12 protein-coding genes are annotated in these 15,764 nt (G+C 55.0%); 9 read left to right on the top strand and 3 right to left on the bottom strand.

The genetic code is table 11. From position 1 onward, the window contains the following. Nucleotides 1-96: 96 nt before the first annotated feature. Both IE092_RS17830 and IE092_RS17825 read right to left on the bottom strand, forming a co-directional pair. Nucleotides 97-1,017: a metallophosphoesterase family protein gene (locus IE092_RS17830; RefSeq protein ID WP_189358918.1), complete on the bottom strand. Its 921-nt coding sequence runs from the start codon at nucleotides 1,015-1,017 to the stop codon at nucleotides 97-99. Nucleotides 1,018-1,481: 464 nt separating this feature from the next. Continuing rightward, a complete protein-coding gene (locus IE092_RS17825; protein WP_229793252.1) occupies nucleotides 1,482-4,148 on the bottom strand; it encodes a heavy metal translocating P-type ATPase in 2,667 nt (888 codons plus the stop codon). 68 nt (nucleotides 4,149-4,216) lie between these two features. Here IE092_RS17825 and IE092_RS17820 point away from each other — a divergent pair, with 68 nt between their 5' ends. From IE092_RS17820 to IE092_RS17785, 8 genes are all read left to right on the top strand, one after another. Then, nucleotides 4,217-4,693 carry a MerR family transcriptional regulator gene (locus IE092_RS17820; protein ID WP_189358914.1) on the top strand — a complete coding sequence of 159 codons (477 nt, stop codon included), beginning with the start codon at nucleotides 4,217-4,219 and terminating at the stop codon, nucleotides 4,691-4,693. Nucleotides 4,694-4,801: 108 nt separating this feature from the next. Further along, the gene (locus tag IE092_RS17815; RefSeq protein WP_189358912.1) at nucleotides 4,802-5,197 is read left to right on the top strand and encodes a hypothetical protein; all 396 of its coding nucleotides are present in this window, start codon (nucleotides 4,802-4,804) and stop codon (nucleotides 5,195-5,197) included. Then, on the top strand, nucleotides 5,178-6,458 hold the full coding sequence (locus IE092_RS17810; RefSeq protein WP_229793251.1) for an efflux RND transporter periplasmic adaptor subunit: 1,281 nt from the start codon (nucleotides 5,178-5,180) through the stop codon (nucleotides 6,456-6,458). Before IE092_RS17815 ends, IE092_RS17810 begins: the two co-directional genes overlap by 20 nt. Nucleotides 6,459-6,495: 37 nt before the next feature. After that, nucleotides 6,496-7,197: an ABC transporter ATP-binding protein gene (locus IE092_RS17805; RefSeq protein WP_189358910.1), complete on the top strand. Its 702-nt coding sequence runs from the start codon at nucleotides 6,496-6,498 to the stop codon at nucleotides 7,195-7,197. Between the two features lie 11 nt (nucleotides 7,198-7,208). Continuing rightward, nucleotides 7,209-8,522: an ABC transporter permease gene (locus tag IE092_RS17800; RefSeq protein ID WP_189358908.1), complete on the top strand. Its 1,314-nt coding sequence runs from the start codon at nucleotides 7,209-7,211 to the stop codon at nucleotides 8,520-8,522. Between the two features lie 7 nt (nucleotides 8,523-8,529). After that, nucleotides 8,530-9,777, top strand: coding sequence for an ABC transporter permease (locus tag IE092_RS17795; protein ID WP_189358906.1), 1,248 nt, complete (start codon nucleotides 8,530-8,532; stop codon nucleotides 9,775-9,777). 78 nt (nucleotides 9,778-9,855) lie between these two features. Further along, nucleotides 9,856-11,199: a sigma-54-dependent transcriptional regulator gene (locus tag IE092_RS17790; RefSeq protein WP_189358903.1), complete on the top strand. Its 1,344-nt coding sequence runs from the start codon at nucleotides 9,856-9,858 to the stop codon at nucleotides 11,197-11,199. A gap of 23 nt (nucleotides 11,200-11,222) precedes the next feature. Further along, nucleotides 11,223-12,578 carry a sensor histidine kinase gene (locus IE092_RS17785; RefSeq protein WP_189358901.1) on the top strand — a complete coding sequence of 452 codons (1,356 nt, stop codon included), beginning with the start codon at nucleotides 11,223-11,225 and terminating at the stop codon, nucleotides 12,576-12,578. Here the strand turns inward: IE092_RS17785 and IE092_RS17780 are convergent. Further along, entirely contained in the window at nucleotides 12,558-13,166 is a 609-nt protein-coding gene (locus IE092_RS17780; protein ID WP_189358899.1) for a TetR/AcrR family transcriptional regulator, read from the bottom strand. The genes IE092_RS17785 and IE092_RS17780 overlap by 21 nt on opposite strands. 176 nt (nucleotides 13,167-13,342) lie before the next feature. On the opposite strand from IE092_RS17780, the gene IE092_RS17775 reads away from it, so the two are divergent. Next, nucleotides 13,343-15,655 carry a putative bifunctional diguanylate cyclase/phosphodiesterase gene (locus IE092_RS17775; RefSeq protein WP_189358898.1) on the top strand — a complete coding sequence of 771 codons (2,313 nt, stop codon included), beginning with the start codon at nucleotides 13,343-13,345 and terminating at the stop codon, nucleotides 15,653-15,655. The last annotated feature ends 109 nt before the right edge of the window (nucleotides 15,656-15,764 follow it).

Below are 15,764 nucleotides of genomic sequence, written 5' to 3'. Positions count from 1 at the left end.
CGGAACGGGGGGAGCGCTGGCATCAGCAAAATCGATAAACGGTATACAGAAATTTGTATACCGTGATCAGGATGGAAAGCGCTCAGTTGAAAAGAATCAGTGGCAGCTGCCGTTGCCGCTGTCGCGCAGATTGTCGCCGGGGATGGAGAGAAATTCCCAGCTGTAACTGTTTTCCTGCAACACCAGTTTCAGTACGCCGTGGTTATTGTTGTCGCGGATTTCTGTGGTTGCTTTCGGGAAAAACATCGGCGTTAATTTCGCACCGCCGGTGCCGACCACAAAACTGCGTATGCCTTTGCGTTCATCCGCTTCGCCCTGCGCATTCATCGGCACAAAGCGTTCGTAATCGTGATCATGTGAAGCCAGTACGATATCAGCGCCGGCATCGGCCAGTAATTTCCACGCCGGCCACATCTGCTTGTTATTGCCGTGACCGCCGGAACTGTAAGCAGGGTGATGCCAGAACGCCAGTGTGCAGCGGCTTTTATTCTTTTGCAGTTCTTCTTTCAGCCATTGCAATTGTGTTTGCATCGCATTGCCGCTGAGCTGGCTGTTCAGCGAATACAGCGTCCAGTTGCCGAGTTTTTTGCTGTAGTAACCGCGCCGGTCCGGGCCAGCCAGTTCACCGAAATAATTGTAGTAGCCGAGTGCTTTTGGCTGGCCGTAATCATGGTTGCCCGGTGACGGCAGCGTGCGTTCTTTGAAGCGGCCCCAGGTCGGTTCATAACATTCGGTGAATTCTGACGGCGCACCGACCGGATATGTGTTATCGCCCAGCGTGACGGCAAAGGCTTGCGGATCTTTTTCCAGCGCGGCGGCAATCAGATTCGCGGTTTGCGCGGCTGCGGTTTGCAGCGCCGGTTTTTTGGCGCAGTCGGCAATGTCACCGGCAGCGTACAGCGTGTACACAGGCTGTGCTTTGGCGCGCGGTTTGGCTTGCCCTGCGGCTGGCGTATCGCTGGCGCTGGCAAACACGGGGACAAGCAAAGTCAGGGCAGCGAGGGCCAGAGTGTTCATGTCAGCAATCCGTTAAGCAAAAAACCACTATTTTACCTGTGAACCGCTTGCGCTTACCTCACAGACTGCGGCACAGGTTATGGCAGCCGAGAAGTGGCGGGAGCTGCGCTGCCGGGTGCATTCTGCCGCGACTCCGGCGATGGGAAAACAGTGCGCTGACTATGCCTGAGTTGGCGCTTCAGCCAAAGAAAAACATCATAAAAACGGATACTCCCCCCTGTTTTCGTAAAAACCGCCTTGTTGTCGGTATGAATGCTGGGGCTTTTTATATACCCCCGGGGGTATTTTTGAGGCCAAAAACGGCTGGAAATGGCAAAAAACGGGCGTCAGACGGGTAGCAGGCGAACTTCAGGAAGACAACGGAGGAGCAGGCAGTCCGGCACGAAAACGGCGGGATGGGGTAGTGAAAGCGGTTTCCGGCAGCCACACAGTGCGCCGGAAACCGCAGAAATACAGAGGATGATTTACAGCGACTGACGACGCAGCCGCAATGCGTTGCTGATCACCGATACCGAGCTCAGACTCATCGCCGCGCTGGCCAGCATAGGACTCAGCAGCAAACCGGTGAACGGGTACAGCAAACCAGCCGCTACCGGCACGCCGATGAAGTTATAGCCGAATGCAAACCACAGATTCTGGCGGATATTGCCCATGCAGCGCTGGCTTAAGGCAATCGCTTTGCGTATGCCTTGCAAATCACCTTTGACCAGCACGCATTGCGCCGAATGCAGCGCCACATCACTGCCGTTACCCATCGCGATACCGGTATTTGCTTTCGCCAGCGCCGGTGCATCGTTCACACCGTCGCCCGCCATCGCAACAATCTGACCAGCGGCCTGACATTGTTCCACCATGCGGTATTTATCTTCCGGCGTCACATCGGCATGCCATTCCGTGATGCCCAGTTCAGTCGCCACCCGCTGTGCGCTGGCGGCGTGATCGCCGGTCATCAGAATCACGCGCAAACCGGCATCACGTAATTCGGCAATTGCGGTTTTACTGTTGGCTTTGATCTGATCCGACAAGGCATACCATGCGACCACGCGCTTGCCTTCGCTGAGCAAAGCCAGACTGTCACCGCGTTGCTGCGCGGCTTGTATCGCCTGTTTCACCGGCTGCAAATCCACGCCTTGCGCCGCCAGCCAGTCCGGCTTGCCTAGGCGCACAATGCGGCCATACCAGTCTGCCTGCACACCGGCACCGTGCACCGATGTGAAGCCGTTGAGTGTAATCTCCGGCGTGTCCGCTTGCAGGCCGCGTACATGACGCAGCAAGGCTTGCGCCAGCGGATGCGCGCTCTGGCTTTCCAGCGCTGCCGTCAGTGCCAGCCAGACCTCCGGCTGTTGTCCGGCATCGCGGTGCAGCCAGTGATGGCTGACCACAGGCTTACCTTCGGTCAGCGTACCGGTTTTATCAATAATCAGGGTCGTGGTTTTGCCCAGCTGTTCCAGCGCTGCGGCATCTTTAATCAGAATCCCTTCAGATGCGCCGCGCCCCATGCCCACGGTCACCGAAATCGGTGTCGCCAGACCCAGTGCGCAAGGGCAGGCGATGATTAACACCGATACCGCCGCCATCAGCCCGTTCGCTAAACCCGGTGCCGGTCCCCACAAGGCCCAGCCGGCAAAGGCCAGCAGCGCAATCAGGATTACCGCCGGTACGAACCAGCCTGCCACTTTGTCAGCCAGTTGCTGCACCGGCGCGCGCGAGCGGCTGGCCTGATTGACCAGTTGTATCATGTTGGCGAGCAGGGTTTCGCTGCCGATTTTTTCGGCGCGCATTTGCAGGCTTCCTTGCTGGTTCAGCGTTCCGGCAATCAGCGCATCACCCGCTTGCTTGCTGACGGCGACCGGTTCGCCGGTCAGCATCGCTTCATCAACATAGCTTTCACCCGAAACCACACGGCCATCGACCGGCACGCTGGCACCCGGACGTATCAGCAACAGATCGCCGCGCTGCACTTCATTCAGTGCAATTTCCTGCGCGCTGCCATCGGCACCGATTCTGACTGCCTGCGATGGCGTCAGCGTTAATAAACGTCGTATCGCGCTGCCGGTTTGTGCACGGGCGCGCAGCTCCAGAATTTGTCCGAGCAGCACCAGACTGATGATCACCGCCGCCGCTTCAAAATACAGCGGTGGCATACCGTCTGCCATAAAGGCTTGCGGCAGCAAACCCGGTGCCAGCAAGGCCAGCAGACTGAAGCCATAAGCGGTGGCAGTGCCGATGCCGATTAAACTAAACATATTCAGATTGCGGCTGCGGAACGATGCGATGGCGCGTTCAAAAAATGGTTTGCCGAGCCAGACCACGACCGGCGTTGCCAGCGCACATTGCAGCCAGTTCCAGACTTGCATGCCCATGCGCTGATGCCAGTTCACGCCGGGCAGCATGTCGGTCATGGTCAGTATCAGCAAAGGCAGGGCCAGCAGCAGGCTGATACGGAAGCGCTTTTCCATATCGCGTAATTCGCTGTCATCTTCTTCCAGCGTTGCTTCTTTCGGTTCCAGCGCCATGCCGCAGATCGGGCAAATGCCGGGGCCGATTTGTTCAATTTCCGGGTCCATCGGGCACATATACACAGCATCCGGCGCCGCCGTTTTGCTGGCGGCTTCGCGTGCAGCTTTGCGTTGCGGATCGAGATAGGCTTGCGGATCTTTGCTGAATTTTTGCAGGCAGCTGTTGCAGCAAAAATACCAGGTCTGATCCTGATACTGCCACTGATGCTGGCTGTTTTCATTCACCTTCATGCCGCAGACCGGATCGGTGTGCGCACCCTGCGCATCGCTGACCATGGTTTCTTTTGCGTGTCCGCCGCAACAACTGCCGGACGCTGTTTCAGGTTTGGCGGGCGTGGCTGGTTTGAGCGGCGCCGCAACCGCGTTCATACCGCCTGCCAGCGGAATCACTTTGCGTGCCTGCACAAAATTTTCCGGTGCCGCATCAAAGCGGGTCTGGCAATGCGGGCTGCAAAAATAATACGCAACACCGCGCCAGCGCGATTGCAATGCGCCTTCGCGTACCACGCTCATGCCGCAGACCGGATCTTTGGCTGGTTTGGCGGGCGCAGGCTGTTCCGGTGCCGGATGGCCGCCGCAGCATCCGCCCTGATGTTGATGATCGTGTTGCATCGTGACCTCCATAGACGTTTGACCGTATCATAGACTCTGTACCTGAGTACGGAGTCAAGGAGATTTGTATGACACAGCACAAAAATGACAGCAGCCCGCAGTTCACCATCGGCAAACTGGCGGCTGCCGCTGGCGTTGGCGTGGAAACCATACGCTATTACCAGCGGCGTGGTTTGCTGCCGGTGCCGGACAATGCGCAGGGTTTTCGCCATTATCCGGCAACGCTGGCTGACCGTATCCGCTTTATCCGCCGTGCACAGGAGCTGGGTTTCAGTCTGGATGAAGTCGGCCATTTACTGCAGTTAGAGCAGGGCGGAGAAAGGGTGGCGATCCGTAGTCTGGCGGCGGAGCGGCTGGCGCAGGTGCAGGCGAAAATCCATGATCTGCAAAAGATGGAAAGTATGCTGTCCGGTCTGATACAGGCTTGCGCACACAGCAGCGGCGATACCGCCTGCCCGATTATTGCCGCACTGGCCGGTGAATTGTCCGCGTCCACCTGTCCGCCAGAGCGTCCGGACTGTCCGGTGTCCGGCTGCGGACACTGAAGTCCGCCCGTGTCAAAAATAAATTCCTTTTCAAATCAGTGACTTAAGAATTTTCAAAAGCTGGCACGGTTTTCGCGATAGTCAGGATACAACTGACCGGAGAACCTTATGTCTGCGCCATCCGATTTTTCTGTTTCACTGTTCTGGCAGCAATGCCGCCAGCTCGCCACTGCTGCCTTGCTGAGTGCGGCGGTATTGCTGTGCGCACTGATGCTGCTGACCGGCGCAGATTCCTGCAGCGTGATCAGCCTGCGCACGCTGGCATCAGACAGTATCCGGCATCCGTGTACGCCGGCTGGTGTGCAGGTCGATATTCATCCACAGAGTTACCGCATCGAAGCCTGCTGGGAAACCTCCAGCCTGCAATTGCGCTACCTGCGCACCGGAGTCTGGGCGTTCGCCTCACCCGGCCTGCACAGCCAGATGCCGGCATGGTCTGCATACTTTCCTTCTCTCCTGACCGAAAACCAAACGACAAAACAAGATGATGAATTCAATACGTGATACTTCCGCGCAGGATACGGTGCTGAGCGCGCAGCCGTGGTGGCAGCAAAAACGGATGTGGCTGGCAGCAACGGCGCTGATCGCTGCTCTGGCTGGTGCCGGGTTTGTGGTGCAGAAATGGTCAGCGCGTACCATCGCCGTGTCGCGCGACAGTCTGGGGATTGCGACCGTGACACGCGGCACCCTGGTGCGCGATATCGTGGTGAATGGCAAGCTGGTTGCAGCGAACAGTCCGGCGCTGTATTCCACCACCAGCGCGACCGTGCGTTTTAAAGTCAAAGCCGGTGACGCGGTGCGTGCCGGTGATGTGGTGGCGGAACTGGATTCGCCGGATCTGATGTCAGAACTGCGGCGCGAAGAAGCCAGTCTGCAGCAATTAGAAGCGGATATTGAGAAACAGAAAATTCTGGCACGCAAGCAAAAGCTGCTGGCACAACGTGATGCAGATACTGCGGAAATCGAAAGACTGACGGCAGAGCGCGCGTATCAGCGTATTGAACAGGCCGGTGTTGCCGGTGTGGTGCAAAAGAATGAATTTCAGCGGGCCCGCGATGCGATGGACAGTGCGGCGATTCGTGCGCGTCATGCGCGTCAGGCGACAGAGCTGGAAAACGAGGAAGTGGTGCAAACCCTGCGCAGCAAACAGGCGCAGCTGCAACAGCAGCAACTGGTACGTGACAATCTGCAGCGTCGGGTGGATGCACTGCGTTTGCGCGCACCGGTCTCCGGCGTGGTCGGCACACTGGCAGTGGCAGACCGCACAGTGGTTGCCGCGAATACCGCGCTGATGACACTGGTGGATTTGTCTGAACTGGAAACTGAGCTGGAAATTCCGGAATCCTATGTGTCGGAACTGAGTGTCGGTATGCCGGTGGAACTGACAGTGAATGGCAGCAAGGTCAGCGCCTCACTGAGTGCTTTATCGCCGGAAGTGGTCAGAAATCAGGTGGTTGCGAGAGCGCGTTTCAGCGGCAGTATGCCTGCCGGTTTGCGCCAGAGTCAGCGTATCAGTGCCCGTTTGTTACTGGAATCCCGCCCGAATGTGCTGATGCTGAGCCGGGGTTCTTTTCTGGAGCTGGATGGTGGCCAGACTGCATGGGTATTGCAGGATGGTCAGGCCGTTCGCAAACCGGTGCGTACCGGCGCAACCAGCCTGTCTGCAGTGGAAATTGTCAGTGGCTTACGTGAAGGTGAACAGGTTGTGATTTCGGGTGCAGAGCGCTTTGCCGATTACACCCGTGTGCAGGTTAATCAGCACTGATTTCAGTGCAGAATCAAATATCAAGAAAGGAATTCAGATGCTGGTCATGAAAAATTTATGCAAGGTATACCGCACGCATTTGGTGGAAACCCATGCTTTGCGCGGGCTGGATATGGAAGTGAAAGAGGGTGAATTTGTGACAGTGACGGGGCCTTCGGGGTCCGGCAAAACCACCTTCCTGAATATTGCCGGATTGCTGGAAGATTTCAGTTCCGGTCAGTATCAGCTGGATGGTGTGCAGGTGCAGGGCCTGAATGATACGCAGCGTACCCGCTTGCGGAATGAAAAACTGGGTTTTATTTTTCAGGGATTTAATCTGATTCCGGATCTGAATCTGGCAGACAACGTCGATGTGCCCTTGCGCTATCGTGGTTTCAGCGCGGCAGAGCGGCGTGAACGGATTGAGTCTGCGCTGGAGAAAGTCGGGCTGATTTCGCGTCGCAAACATTATCCGTCTGAACTCTCCGGTGGTCAGCAACAGCGGGTGGCAATTGCGCGCGCACTGGCGGGTAGTCCGCGCCTGTTACTGGCCGATGAACCGACCGGTAATCTGGATACGCAAATGGCGCGTGGTGTGATGGAGTTGCTGGAACAGATTAATCAGGCCGGCACCACGATACTGATGGTGACGCATGATCCTGAGCTGGCGGTGCGTGCGCAGCGCAATGTACACATCATTGACGGGCAGGTCGCTGATCTGGTGAAACCGGTGCCTAGTCTGCGTCAGGCAGCTTTGTGAACGGAGGCAGCATGTTGCAATATTATTTCTGGCTGGGCTTACGTGCCTTACGCCGCCATCGCTGGCTGACCGGTCTGACAGTGCTGATCCTGTCGGTGGGCGTTGCAGTCAGCATCGCCGCGCTGACGATTCTGCATCTGATGTCGGCAGACCCGTTACCGTTTAAGAGCGACCGGGTGATGACGACGGTGCTCGACAACGCGCCTGCAGAGGGTTACCGGCCCGGCGATACTTATGTCGATCATCAGATGAGTTACATTGATCTGATGGCATTACTGGAGCGCGCACCTGCCATGCGTAAAGCCGGTATGTATGCGGTACAGAGTCCGGTGGAAATGCCGCGTAAAGAACTGGGTGTTTTGTCGGGGATGGGGGTAGCCGGTACGCTGGACTGGTTCGGTATGCTGGAAATTCCGTTTCTGGCCGGACAGCCATGGTCGTTGCAGGATGATCAGCGCGGTGCTGCGGTGGTGGTGATTTCAAAAAATTTCGCGGCAAAACTATTCGGTAAAGAATCCGCTCTCGGTAAAAGCATCACGATGTGGGGGCGGCCGTATCAGGTAGTGGGTGTGATGGATGAATGGCATGTGCGGCCACGTTTTTATCTGATTAACGGACGCAGCGGTGCATTTGCCAACGATGAAGATTTTGTGATTCCTTTCAGGAATGCGATGCAGAATGAAATTCCGCATGCCGGCGGGATGAGCTGTTCTAACCGCAATGATGCAAGCTGGAAGTCATTGCTGGAATCGGAATGCACCTGGCTGATGTTCTGGGCGGAATTGAAAAACGCATCGGACCGGCCACAACTGGAAGCGTTTCTGCGTGCGTATCAGCAGGAGCAGGAAGCGCATGACCGCTTCCCGCGCAAAGCGGTAGTCCGGGTTTTCAATATCCGCGAATGGCTGACAGAGCGGAAGATCGTCGGTGCGGAAAACAAAATGGCAGCATGGCTGGCGAGCGGATTCTTACTCTTGTGTCTGGTGAATGCCGTCGGATTACTGCTTGCACGTTTTTCACGCAGAGCGGCGGAAGTGGGCGTGCGGCGTGCACTCGGCGCTTCGCAAATACAAATATTTTTTCAGTTCTTAACCGAGAGTGCAGTGATGGGGATTGCCGGTGCCATCGGCGGGGTGTTGCTCAGTCTGCTGTTGTTGTATCTGATCGGTTCGCAGTCAGCATATCTGAAAGCAGTGACCCGTATGGACTGGGTCATGCTGGGCGTGACGGTGCTGATGTCTTTATCAGCCGCAATTTGTGCCGGTGTTTTCCCCGCCTGGCGTGCCTGCAGAGTAACGCCGGCTATTCAGCTTAAATCTCAGTGAGGATACGATGACAGGACTTTTTCAACCGGGGCCGGTGCTGGCTGCAATGCTGCGCCATAAAACAGGTCCTTTACTGGTGGCTTTACAAGTGGCGCTGAGTCTGGCGATTCTGTGTAATGCGATGCTGATGATCAGCGAACGCCTGAGTATGGCAGCCAGACCCAGCGGCATTGCTGATGAACAGGATGTGTTTTACGTGCATGTCAGCAATCAGAAAGTTGACGGGCATGAAGCGCAGCTAGCGATGCAAAAACAGGAAGAGCAAACCATGCTGGCAGTACCCGGTGTGGAAGGCGTTGCGCGTACCAATTCTGTGCCGATGTCGCAGTCCGGCTGGTATAACTCACTGTCACAAAACGGTGAGCCGGAAAGCGCAACGGTGACGGCGGCAGCATTTATGTCACCGGGGTCACTGATCAGCGTCTGGAAACTGAAACTGACAGAAGGCCGTGACTTTTTGCCGGAAGAAGTCATGGAAGCCGACAGCAAAGCCATGACCAGTTTGCCGGGCGTTGGTGTGGTCACCAGAGCGCTGGCGAAACGGCTGTATCCGAATGACGGCAGTTATGTCGGCAAGTATTTTTATAACGGCAGGGGCAGCGGTGCAGACCGTATCCGCATTGTCGGCGTGGTTGATCTTATACAGTCGCCGAATGCGGATGCGGGGCCGGATGATGGTCTGGGATTTATCTTGCCGATACGCGCGACACAAGATCCCTATTCCGGATACACCGTCCGTGCCCGCGCCGGACAGGCAGACCGTGTGATGCGTGATCTGACAGCGGCGCTGCGTAAGGCATCTGTCACACCGCTGAAGGTGGATATGCGCAGCGTTCCGCAAATTCGCGCCGACCGCTACCGGAATGATTACGGTATGTCGTGGATGCTGATCGCCGTATGCGGTTTATTATTTCTGGTGACCGCGACCGGCATCATCGGTATGTGCAGTTTGTGGGTCAGTCAGCGTACCCGCCAGATTGGTATACGGCGCGCGCTGGGCGCCCGTCGAATTGATATTCTGGCGTATTTTCTGACGGAAAATTTCATGATCACCACAGCAGGCATCGCAGCCGGTATTTTGCTGGCGCTGGGACTGAATCAGGTACTGATCCGTACGTTTGAGATGGCAGCCTTACCCCTGCAGTATTTGTTGCTGACACCATTGGTGTTCTGGTTGCTGGGATTGTTATCTGCGGCAGCACCGTCATGGCGTGCCGCCTGTGTTACACCGGCAACGGCAACACGTACGGTATGAACTTGGCGTGCATGTTTCGGCGTGGTATGTTGTGCGCGCCGGTGCCGCCGGCTTTTCTGAAGTTTCCGGAGTAAATGGATGCCGCTGGTATTAATTATTGATGATAACCCTGCTGTGGTGATGGCGCTGGAAGTGCTGTTGTCATTGCATGATATGCAGACCGTCAGTGCGGCGACGCCGCAGGAAGGTCTGGCACAACTGCAGGCACATACAGTGGATCTGGTGATTCAGGATATGAATTTTTCTGCGGACACGACCTCGGGCGCGGAAGGTGTTGATCTGTTTCACCGGATCCGTGATGCCTGGCCGGACATGCCGGTGATTCTGCTGACTGCATGGACGCATCTGGAAGCAGCAGTAGGCCTGATCAAGGCAGGCGCTGCGGATTATCTGGCCAAGCCGTGGGATGATGAGCGTCTGATGGTGACCGTACGTAACCTGATTGAGCTGGGGCAGGCAGGCCGTTCACTGCGTCAGCGACTGGCCCGTGATTTGCAGGACAAACAGGCATTGGAGCAACGTTATGATTTGTGCGGACTGATCTGGCAGGATGCAGCGATGGCGCGCTTGCTGCAAATGGCATGTCAGGTGGCAACGTCGGATGTGCCGGTGCTGATCACTGGCCCGAACGGCGCAGGCAAGGAAAAAATTGCGCAGATTATTCAGCGTAATTCATCGGTGCCGGATGGCCCGTTTGTGGTGCTGAACTGTGGTGCGATTCCTGCTGAGCTGATCGAGGCAGAATTGTTCGGTGCGGAGGCCGGTTCTTATACCGGTGCTGCAAAAGCGCGTGAAGGAAAATTTGAGGCGGCAGACGGCGGTACGCTGTTTCTCGATGAAATCGGGAATCTGCCTCTGAGCGGGCAGATAAAATTATTACGGGTACTGGAAACCGGCGGGTTTCAGCGTCTGGGCTCGAACCGAGAGCGGCGCGTGAAAGTCAGAATTCTGAGTGCAACCAATGCAGATCTGCCTGCGATGATACGCGCCGGACAGTTCCGTGAAGATCTGTATTACCGTCTGAATGTGATACCCCTGAGTGTGCCGGCGTTAAGCGAGCGCCCGGACGATATTCTGCCGCTGGCACAGGCATTTCTGGGCGCAAACAGGCAACTGAAACCGGATGCAGTTCAGGCTCTGGAACAGTACGGATGGCCGGGCAATGTGCGCGAACTGAAAAATCTGATGCAAAGGGTGCAGTTGCTATGTCCGCACACTGTACTGGGAAAAGAGGATCTGCAATTGCCGGTCAGCACTGCGCGCACGAAAGATACGGAAGCCGGACCCGATAAAGCGAGTATTGAGGCGGCGCTCGTACAGGCTGGCGGCGTGGTTGCTCAGGCTGCTGCTGCGCTGGGATTGAGCCGGCAATCCTTGTACCGGCGTATGGAGCGTTTTGGTATTGAACGTCATTCAGGATAAAGAGGCGCATCATTCACTGGTCGATGAAATCTACGGTTACCCGGCGTGTGATGCTGGCGCCATTGCTGATGCTGTTAGCGATTGCGCTGTCAGCATTACTGTTGTCTGAACAAACTGGCGTACCTGCTGTGGTTCAGGGAATGGTTGCTGTGCTGCTGGTGCTGGCGGTACTGCAAATCTGGTGGCTGCAGCGTGAGTTCCGTGAAATTCTGGCGTTGTTCAGAGCGCTGAGCGGTACCGTGTACTGCTATAAGGATGGCGACTACAGTTTCGGCATCCACTGGCCGCGGCAGGACGAGTTAGGCGAGCTGGCCAGCGCACATCAGCGGCTGGCGGCGAGCCTGCGGGATCAGCGTTTGCATCTGGCACAGAGGGAGTTACTGCTGGATACCATGCTGCAAAATACACCGGTTGCCATGTTGCTGATAGATGAGCAGGAAAACATTCTGTATGCCAATGTGGCTGCGCGGCATTTTCTGAACGCAGGGCGACAGTTAGAGGGTTATAGCCTGCAGACGCTGACAGCCTCCTTGTCGCCGGCACTGGTGGCGGCGTTGCAGCAGGAGAGTGATGGCTTATTCACCGATACATCCGGTAAAGATGATGCACAGGAGCAGCAGGAAACCTATCATCTTGCGCAACGCCAGTTCTTACTCAACGGGCGGCGGCATCGTTTGATCATGCTGCGGCAACTGACGGCCGAGTTACGGCGGCAGGAAGTGCAGACCTGGAAAAAAGTGATTCGTGTGATCAGTCACGAGCTGAATAATTCGCTGGCGCCGATGCGGTCGCTGGCGCATTCCGGAAAACTGATGATGCAGCGCGGACAGACCGAGCGGGTGCCGGAATTGTTCAGTGCAATTGCTGACCGGGCGAATCATCTGGATCAGTTTATTCAGGGTTACGCGAGTTTTTCCAAGTTGCCTGCACCGCGACTGGCGCAGCATCCATGGGACGGGTTCTTAGCCGCGCTGTCCGGTCAGTATGCATTTACTCAGCATGGGAAGTTTGCAGGGCAGTATTTTGTGGCTGACCGTGCGCAGATGGAACAGGCAATGATCAACCTTCTCAAAAACGCGGCAGATGCTGCGCCGGAAGGTGAAACCGAGGTACATGTGCAGCGTCTGCATGATGGCTGGCGCATCGATGTAATGGATAGCGGGCCCGGTATGAGCGCCACTGTAATGGAAAATGCACTGGTACCGTTTTACTCGACCAAGCGCCATGGCACAGGACTGGGGCTGGCACTGGCACGCGAGATTATCGAGGCCCATGGCGGACGGATCAGTTTGCATAACCGTCCGCAATCCGGCTTATGTGTCAGTCTGTTCCTGCCCCTGACGACTGTGAGTACACCCTTACAGAGCGGTGCCGAATAAGGCTTGCATGGTCTGTCGGTGTGCTGCATGAAGTGCGCCGGCATCCTGTCTGACTTTGGCCAGTATAGAAGCACCTATCCAGCTGCCATACAAAAAACTGGCCAGTTCGGCAGGATCGGATACCGGTGCAATGCTGCCTTCCCGAATAGCATCGCTGATAACGGCGGCGATCTGATCGCAATGTAGTGCCATTCCGGTTGATAAGGCCTGACGCATTGCATCTGACAAGTCTGAAACTTCGGCGGCAAGTTTGACGCCGAGACAAAGTTTATTGCAGCCCGGTACATCTGCGAGGCTGCGCCATTGATTAAAATACAACACTAATTTCTGTTTGGCGCTGATGTCCTGTGTGTCAAACAATAGCGCGGTTTTTTGCTGATAGTCGCGGAAATAGCGTTCCAGCAAGGCAACGCCAAATGCCTCCTTGGACGCAAAGTAGTGATAAAACGATCCCTTGGGGACGGCTGCGGCCGACAACAGCTCACTCAGGCCCATTGCGCTGAAGCCTTTGCCGAGGATCAGGCATTCACCGGTTGCCAGTATCCTTTCTCGGGTGTCCTGAATCGCAGGTCGGATTTCGTTGCTCATGTTAAGATCTATTGGACCGGTCGTCTATCAAGTATAGCGCGTATTTAAAAAGTGCGACGGGTTTGTGGAAAGTAGAAAAAAATGTAACAATCGTCTATGATACCACTCCGCTTTATGCGAAAATGCTAAATTCCTGATTAGTACCATTTGATCTTTTTTCATTTCAATCCTTCACTATGTTCCGCTGGCTATTTTTAAATGAGAGTGCTCTCGCGCCTGCCGAACATGCTGCATGGAAGATCAGTACGCTCAGAATTCTGCTGGTTTCCGGCTTCATTCTGGAAGCATGGGTAGCCTTACACAGTTCATTCCGCGCCGTTGAGCGCGGTGCCTACGAAATTCTGCTCACCGTTATCAGCCTGTATGCGCTGAAATCCGTCGCTATCTGGGGATCACGCAAATACCCCAGATTCAGTGCGGCGCTATTATTGCTGAATATCTATGGCATAGCGAGTGCCATCAGTATCTTTACCCGCGATCCTGAGCTGGCCAAGCTGGGCTATTTGCTTGTATATATCACGCCGATTCTGGCACGGATATTTTTTCACAGCGGTCTTGCACTGATTCTGATGCTGCTGAATACGATACCGTATATCAGTGTCATCAGCGGGTACTCACATTCGCTGGAAGGGCATCACCCGATACCGGATGCTGAAATATATATCCATACGCTGTTCTACTTCTTCTTTAATATCTGCCTTCCTCTGGCTGTATTTCGTATTCTGTATGCGCTTGATGCCACTCTGGTTCAGTATCAGGATACCAGTGGTGCGCTGCAAGTCAGCCATGCGCAGTATCAGGAAGTATTTGAAAATGCAGGTACAGCTTTGCTGCTGACCGATGCGTACGGACAAATTTTGCAGGCAAACCAGCAGGCGAATCACTTACTCGGACGCAATCCGCAAACCGACAGCGAACTGGCGCTGTTTGGCTGGCTGTCACTGGACGAGAGTTTTAAGTTGTCGCAGGCGGACGAGGTGGCTGGCTTGCGTACATCCGCATACCGCACACGTGATGGCAAACTGGTTGCACTGGATAATATTTCTCAGACATCGACCGAGCACTACATCGTCGCGCTTCGTGATGTTTCCGGCTTGCATAAAATGCAGCATGCACTGAAAGCCAGCATCGAAAGACAGGACTATCTGAGCAGCCATGATGCGCTGACCAATTTGCCTAACCGCGATATGTTGCGTCAGTTCCTGCAGCAAAAGCTGGAAAACTTGTCTACTGATCAGGTAACAGCACTGGTTTCCTTTCGTTTAAACAGTGTGCGGCAGGCAAACCAGCAATATGGTGCCCATACCGGTGATGTTTTGCTGCGCCGCTTCGCGGATGAACTCACCCAGGTGTTGCCAAAAAATTGTTTTTGCGCCCGCTTGCGCAGTATTGTGTTCTCATTTGTGATTGATCAGTTGCATTCGCCTGCCGACGTTGTTCAGTTTGTTGATCAGATTCGCGAAGCCATGCCGCGTGAACTGATGGTGAATGGTGAGTTATTACTGGTTCAGTTCTCTGCTGGTATCGCAGTACTGCGTCCGGAAGATAAGGATCCTGATGAGCTGATACGCCGCAGTGAAGTCGCACTGGACACTTCCCGCCGTGGTTCTGATCAGAACGTCACTCTGTTTGACGAACATGATGCGAATCAGATTCGCCGCAATGTCGAAATTGAAGTAGGTATTCTGAACGGACTGAAAGCCGGTGAATTCCATCTGATGTATCAGCCGAAGGTGGATCGTGACGGCAGAATTGCCGGTGTGGAGGCGCTGATTCGCTGGATTTCGCCTACCCTGGGCAAGGTGGCGCCATCGGAGTTTATTCCGATGGCAGAACGATCTGGCCTGGTGCGTCAGGTGAGCAATTTTGTCATTGAACAAAGTTGCTCGCAGATTCGTGCATGGCTGGATGAATTCGGGCATAGTCCCGTCGTCGCCATTAATCTGGCAGTCAGTGATATTGCGCGCCCGGATCTGATCAGTCTGATCGATGACACTTGTGCGCGGTTCCGCATAGCAACCAGTTATCTTGAGTTGGAAATCACGGAAACCGGGTTGATTGCAAATGAGCAGCAGTCAATTGAGCATTTGAATGTATTGAAAAACCGTGGTTTTGGTATTGCGATTGATGACTTCGGTACCGGATATTCCTCACTTTCAAAACTCAGCCATTTCCCGGCGCACACGGTAAAAATTGACCGTTCTTTCGTTGCGCAGATCGGCTATAACCGCAAGAGTGAGATGATTGTGAAGGCGATAGTTTCACTGGCAGAAATTCTCGCATGCAATACCATTGCAGAGGGTGTGGAAAATGAATCGCAGGAACAATTCCTGAAAGAAGTTGGCTGCCAGTACTTTCAAGGATACTTGTATTACCGTCCTATGGATCTGGACGGAATGCGCACGCTGTTAAGCCAGCCGGGCCTGAATCTGTCAGCAGACCAGATGGTTGCTGAACGAATGTTGAAAACAGGCAACACCGCAGCCTGAGTCAGTCATTTTCTGATATTCCAATGCGCCATAATCTTCATGGTTTTATGTAAAAGCGGCCGTATCACACCGTGTTTTATTCAGCTGTTTGCGTTACTTCACAGAATAT

This window comes from Cognatundibacterium squillarum, from assembly GCF_014652435.1.
GTDB lineage: Bacteria > Pseudomonadota > Gammaproteobacteria > Burkholderiales > Burkholderiaceae_D > Undibacterium > Undibacterium squillarum.
This window is presented reverse-complemented; position numbering and strand designations above follow the sequence as displayed.

What these genes read in the sequence shown, in the direction of transcription:
- IE092_RS17800 (WP_189358908.1), top strand. Translation starts at nt 7,209, where the DNA reads ATGTTGCAATATTATTTCTGGCTGGGCTTACGTGCCTTACGCCGCCAT.
- IE092_RS17810 (WP_229793251.1), top strand. Translation starts at nt 5,178, where the DNA reads ATGATGAATTCAATACGTGATACTTCCGCGCAGGATACGGTGCTGAGC.
- IE092_RS17785 (WP_189358901.1), top strand. Translation starts at nt 11,223, where the DNA reads ATGAAATCTACGGTTACCCGGCGTGTGATGCTGGCGCCATTGCTGATG.
- IE092_RS17825 (WP_229793252.1), bottom strand. Translation starts at nt 4,148, where the DNA reads ATGCAACACGATCATCAACATCAGGGCGGATGCTGCGGCGGCCATCCG.
- IE092_RS17830 (WP_189358918.1), bottom strand. Translation starts at nt 1,017, where the DNA reads ATGAACACTCTGGCCCTCGCTGCCCTGACTTTGCTTGTCCCCGTGTTT.
- IE092_RS17795 (WP_189358906.1), top strand. Translation starts at nt 8,530, where the DNA reads ATGACAGGACTTTTTCAACCGGGGCCGGTGCTGGCTGCAATGCTGCGC.
- IE092_RS17820 (WP_189358914.1), top strand. Translation starts at nt 4,217, where the DNA reads ATGACACAGCACAAAAATGACAGCAGCCCGCAGTTCACCATCGGCAAA.
- IE092_RS17805 (WP_189358910.1), top strand. Translation starts at nt 6,496, where the DNA reads ATGCTGGTCATGAAAAATTTATGCAAGGTATACCGCACGCATTTGGTG.
- IE092_RS17780 (WP_189358899.1), bottom strand. Translation starts at nt 13,166, where the DNA reads ATGAGCAACGAAATCCGACCTGCGATTCAGGACACCCGAGAAAGGATA.
- IE092_RS17790 (WP_189358903.1), top strand. Translation starts at nt 9,856, where the DNA reads ATGCCGCTGGTATTAATTATTGATGATAACCCTGCTGTGGTGATGGCG.
- IE092_RS17815 (WP_189358912.1), top strand. Translation starts at nt 4,802, where the DNA reads ATGTCTGCGCCATCCGATTTTTCTGTTTCACTGTTCTGGCAGCAATGC.
- IE092_RS17775 (WP_189358898.1), top strand. Translation starts at nt 13,343, where the DNA reads ATGTTCCGCTGGCTATTTTTAAATGAGAGTGCTCTCGCGCCTGCCGAA.